A 4,428-nucleotide genomic window follows, 5' to 3' on the forward strand; every position below is an offset into this window, starting at 1 on the left:
GAGGGATAGGTAATGCCCATACCGCCCCGGGTCACCGCTTGAATCTTATCCAAGGTAGCTTCCTGTGCAACGACGTAGCCCACGCGAAGGCCTGCCATACCGTGAATTTTGGAAAAGGTACGCGCAATGATGACATCCTTGCCCTCATTGATCAGCGATACCATACTTTTCTTGGCACCATCCTCTAAAAACCCCATGTAAGCTTCATCAACAAAAACAGGGACTTTTTCGGATACCCGCGAGCAGAAATCGACCAGTTCGGCATGGTCTGTCATACTGCCGGTGGGGTTGTTCGGGTTGCAGATATAAACCAGCTTGGTATCGGCATCTATGGCCGCTTCCATCCCTTTTAGGTCATGCGACCAATCGTCTTTCAATGGGATGCTTTTCCAAGAAGCTCCGGTAGCCTCGGCGACACGGATCAGTGACATGTAGCTTGGATCTGCGGAGACCACATTGCCGCCGTTGGCGAAAATGACCATGGCCGTTTTTTCCAAAAGGTCGGAAGAGCCCGGGCCCATCATGATGTTCTTTGCATCGACGTTTTCTAAAACGGCGATTTTATTCATCAGGTCAAAAAGTTCTTTCCAAGCGTATCGATTGCCCATTGGGGCCGCTTTTTGAAAAGCCTCGACCGCCATTGGCGAAGGGCCGTACGGATTCTCGTTGGCGTTCAGTTTGGCCAATAATTTGGTTTCGTCAGGGAAAAATTCGGCATTGTACTCCTTAAAAAACGGACTGTACAAGGTTCTGCCCCGGCTGTCGAATTTAAGTTGCGCCCTAGGTGTTTCGCCAAAACTGAGGTGTGGCATTACCAATGCGCCTGCGGCGGTCAAAGCGCCTCGCTTCAACCATGCCCTTCTGTCTAATGTACTCATAGTGTTATATGGATTTAAGTTAAGAGTTCTAATCTGTTGCTACTGGCATTGCATTAATGCCAATGTCGCCCGATGCGACTATCGTATTGTCGGAATCGCTAAGATATATGCTCACATGTGCGTCTAAAGATGCCGTTTCGCCCTCTAGGGAATCGTAAAAAGCAGTATTTGTAATGATGAAAAATTTACTGTTCGAAAACTCTCCCGTGCTTCCGTCAATATCATCAAGGCTTAGTATGCTAGACATACTTGAACCCGAGGCCCCCTCCAATACCAGCGCAGGGTGCATGAGATTTTCAACGGTATTGTAAAGGGAAATTTGAACCAAGGTCTGCTCGAGGGTGGTCTTGTAAAAAACAACCCGTCCATAAACATTTGACCCGGTTGGGTCGGTAGACGCTATATCGTAGGCAACGTATTCATTTAAGGTGCCACCGCCTTCAGCGGTCGTATGAATGGGGTCCAATCTTTCTTGTTCGCACGATAACATTCCGAATGCCACTATTAGGAGAATGGAGCTTTGTATATAATTTTTCATTTTTTTCTTCTTTAAGGTTTGCCGAATTCATTACAGTGTAAAAGTCAATCGTGCAAAATAGTTGGCACCTGTCGATCCCTGCTGATATTGCGAGTATAGGTCGAAAGTTCTAAGCTCATACCTTACGATTTCTGGATATTCGTTAAAAATATTATTGCCTCCCAGCGTTAAACTAACGGCATCGGTAAAGCTGTAGGTAATACCGAGATCAACCGTAAATTCTGGTGTATAATATTGATCGGCGAAGCCAAAACTGCCACCCAAAAGGTCTCTTTCCTGACTATCCCTGGTCTGCACGGATCCGTACCTGGTTCCCCTAAGCATTGTCGAGAACTTACCTGCCGAGTAGTTTAGGGTACCAATAATTTTGCTACCGGGAGTACCGGTCTCAAATTGCCCTATCAGGTCGCGACTCACGTATAATTCCGTAAGTTCTTCATCGGTCAGGGCCGTGTTCAGGTCGGGCACATTGGCACCTTCAAAGGTATTTTCCCTAAAAATTCCGGCAATATCGAATCCAATTTTGCCGTCACCCAAATTAGTGTTGTAGCTCAGCACCGCTTCTATACCTTGGGTACTGATATCGCCTCCGTTGATTCTGAAATTGGCTAGACCCGAACCGATTACGGGCTCAAGCACGGGTGCCTGACCTGCATCGAATTCACTGGTCTGAAATATCCTGTCGAAAATGTCGATTTTATAGGCGTCCACCGCCAGGTCGAATTTTCCGATTTCCGCGGTAAAGCCTACACTTACGTTTCGGGAGCGTTCTTCCTGTAGGGCGCCGATACCCAAAGCACGTGCGGGAGAGCTGCTATTTGGATAGAGGGTGCCATCAAAGGGTACTAATCCTACAAAAAAAGTAAAACTGTGCGAATACCCTAATTCTTGTAGGGATGGAGCTCTAAAACCGCTACTAAATGATCCCCGAATCGCAGATTTTTCACCAATGGAATACCGGGTAGCCACCTTACCTGTTAATACGTTCCCGAAATCGGAATAATTTTCAAACCTCAGGGCCCCTGATACGAGCCAATCTTCAGTGACATCCAATTCCAAATCCCCGTAGGCGGCCATTACGGAACGAAAACGGTTGCCCTCGTTTTCGGGGGCAAAGCCCCTAAAACACTGACAGTTCAACGCGTAATTTTTTACCAATTCTTGGCTAACACCTGCATTGGGTAGCACTAATGGCGCTCCGTTATCATCGACGATGGGGTTTCCGCCTAAATCTTCCAAAGGAAAACCGTCAGGACCTATAAGTAGTTGATTGTCCTGTGTGGCGGTGAAGACTCCCTCGGTACCTGCAGTCCAGCTTTCTTCCTGTCCCGCCGTGATTTGATAATTTTCAACACGCAATTCTGCCCCGAAGGCAATATTAAGACCCTCTAAAACAGCATCGTAAAAATTGGTAGCGTCAAAGTTGAGGGTGTTCTGTAAGAAACGGTGCGTTCCGAGATTCATCTCGGTGGGCGAAGATTCCCCAATACTGGCATTCCAAGTATTGAACATACCATATTGTGCCGAATTTGTGCCTAAAGTATTGCTGAGATCAAAGTCAAAATCACCCAATACGCCGGTTATACCCGTAGCTAGCGATAAATTATACTGGTCTGTGTAGATTTGTGGCCTGAAACCATTGGGATACAGGGCATAACTGGTTCGATCTGCTTGTGCGGCCCTTCTGTAAAAACAGGAGTAGGCATCGGTATATTTATATCCAAAATCTCCGAATGCGTAAAAGTTGCCGTTTTCGGTCATCGGGCTTTCCAAGTTAAAGGCAAGACTCATACGGGTCTGTGCGGGAAGTCCCGAATAGGTAGCTACTTCATACTGCTCCACCCCCCTTGCGGCCATAAGGCCCTCTACAGTGCTGAGATTGGCCACTGCCGCGGCGTCGCCATTGGCCTGTGCGGCAATCAGTTCCGGATTTGTGATAATGGGAACACCGTTAGTGGTGGTGGTTTGGTTGTTGAGATAATTTCCGCTATAAAGGGGGGCGCGGTCTATCTCCAAGACGGTTGGCCTGATGGTGCGTTCAGAGGATGCTACCATAGCGGAGGTATTGAAGTATCCCCCGTTTTCAAAACCTATTCCGTAGTTACCATCGAATTGAAAATTATAACCGTCCCACTCCCCTGTACTGCGGTTCAATGACCGTTCGCCTTCGGTAAGGTCGGAATCGCTGAAGTCTGGGGAAGAATTGATATACGCACCACCGGTCAGGGAGCCGGTAAATTTTCCAGTTCCCTTTTTCATGACCATATTGATCACCCCGGCGATGGCATCGGATCCGTATTGCGCGGAAGCACCATCACGAAGAATCTCTATGCGTTCAACCCCTATATTAGGTATAAAGCTCATGTCGACTGCCGGTCCCGGGGTGCCGGTCTGATTTCCCGCCAGAATGGCCGACGTATGCCTTCGTTTGCCGTTTACCAATACCAACACCTGACTGGCGGCAAGACCCCTAAGACTTGGTTGGCTGACAAAAGAGGACAGGTCTCCGCCACCGCTTTGAAAGGCTGTAAAGGAAGGAGCCGAGGCCGCCAACATTTGTGAGAGGTCCTGCTGTGGCATATTTATCGCCTGCTCCGCAATATTGATAACATCAACGGGTACGGGAGTATCCAATGCGGTCCTGGGTTTCCCCCTCGAGCCGATTACAATGGTCTCCAACAACTGTTCCGCAGCGGCTTCCAAAGTTACGTTGAGCGATGTTTGACCCTCGACAGGTACCTCCTTTTTGCCAAAGCCCAACGAGGAAAACATCAAAATCGCATCGGCCGGGGCGTCAATAGTAAATTCACCATCGAAATTAGTGGTTGCGCCTTTAGTAGTGCCCTTTATAATAACATCCGAACCGGGCAAAACGACACCTTGGTCGTCAACGACCGTACCGGTGATCATAATGTCCTGTCCATGCATTATATAAAAGGCGTTAAAAAGAACGAATACTAGTAATAGAGCTTTCTTCATAAGTACAAGGTTTTTGGTGGATACTAAACAGTG

Annotated in this window: 3 protein-coding genes; all 3 read right to left on the minus strand. The window is 47.9% G+C overall.

The annotated features are described in order from the left end of the window. The coding region (locus tag ACEW8S_RS15255) for a histidinol-phosphate transaminase (RefSeq protein WP_373518988.1) at positions 1-878 on the minus strand (878 nt) is incomplete at its 3' end. A 28-nt stretch (positions 879-906) separates the two neighbouring features. Next, positions 907-1,416 (minus strand): hypothetical protein, encoded by a 510-nt coding sequence (locus ACEW8S_RS15260; RefSeq protein WP_373518989.1) that lies wholly within the window; start codon positions 1,414-1,416, stop codon positions 907-909. Positions 1,417-1,446: 30 nt separating this feature from the next. Continuing rightward, on the minus strand, positions 1,447-4,395 hold the full coding sequence (locus ACEW8S_RS15265; protein WP_373518990.1) for a TonB-dependent receptor domain-containing protein: 2,949 nt from the start codon (positions 4,393-4,395) through the stop codon (positions 1,447-1,449). Positions 4,396-4,428 lie beyond the last annotated feature (33 nt).

This window comes from Pricia sp., assembly GCF_041745955.1.
GTDB lineage: Bacteria > Bacteroidota > Bacteroidia > Flavobacteriales > Flavobacteriaceae > Pricia.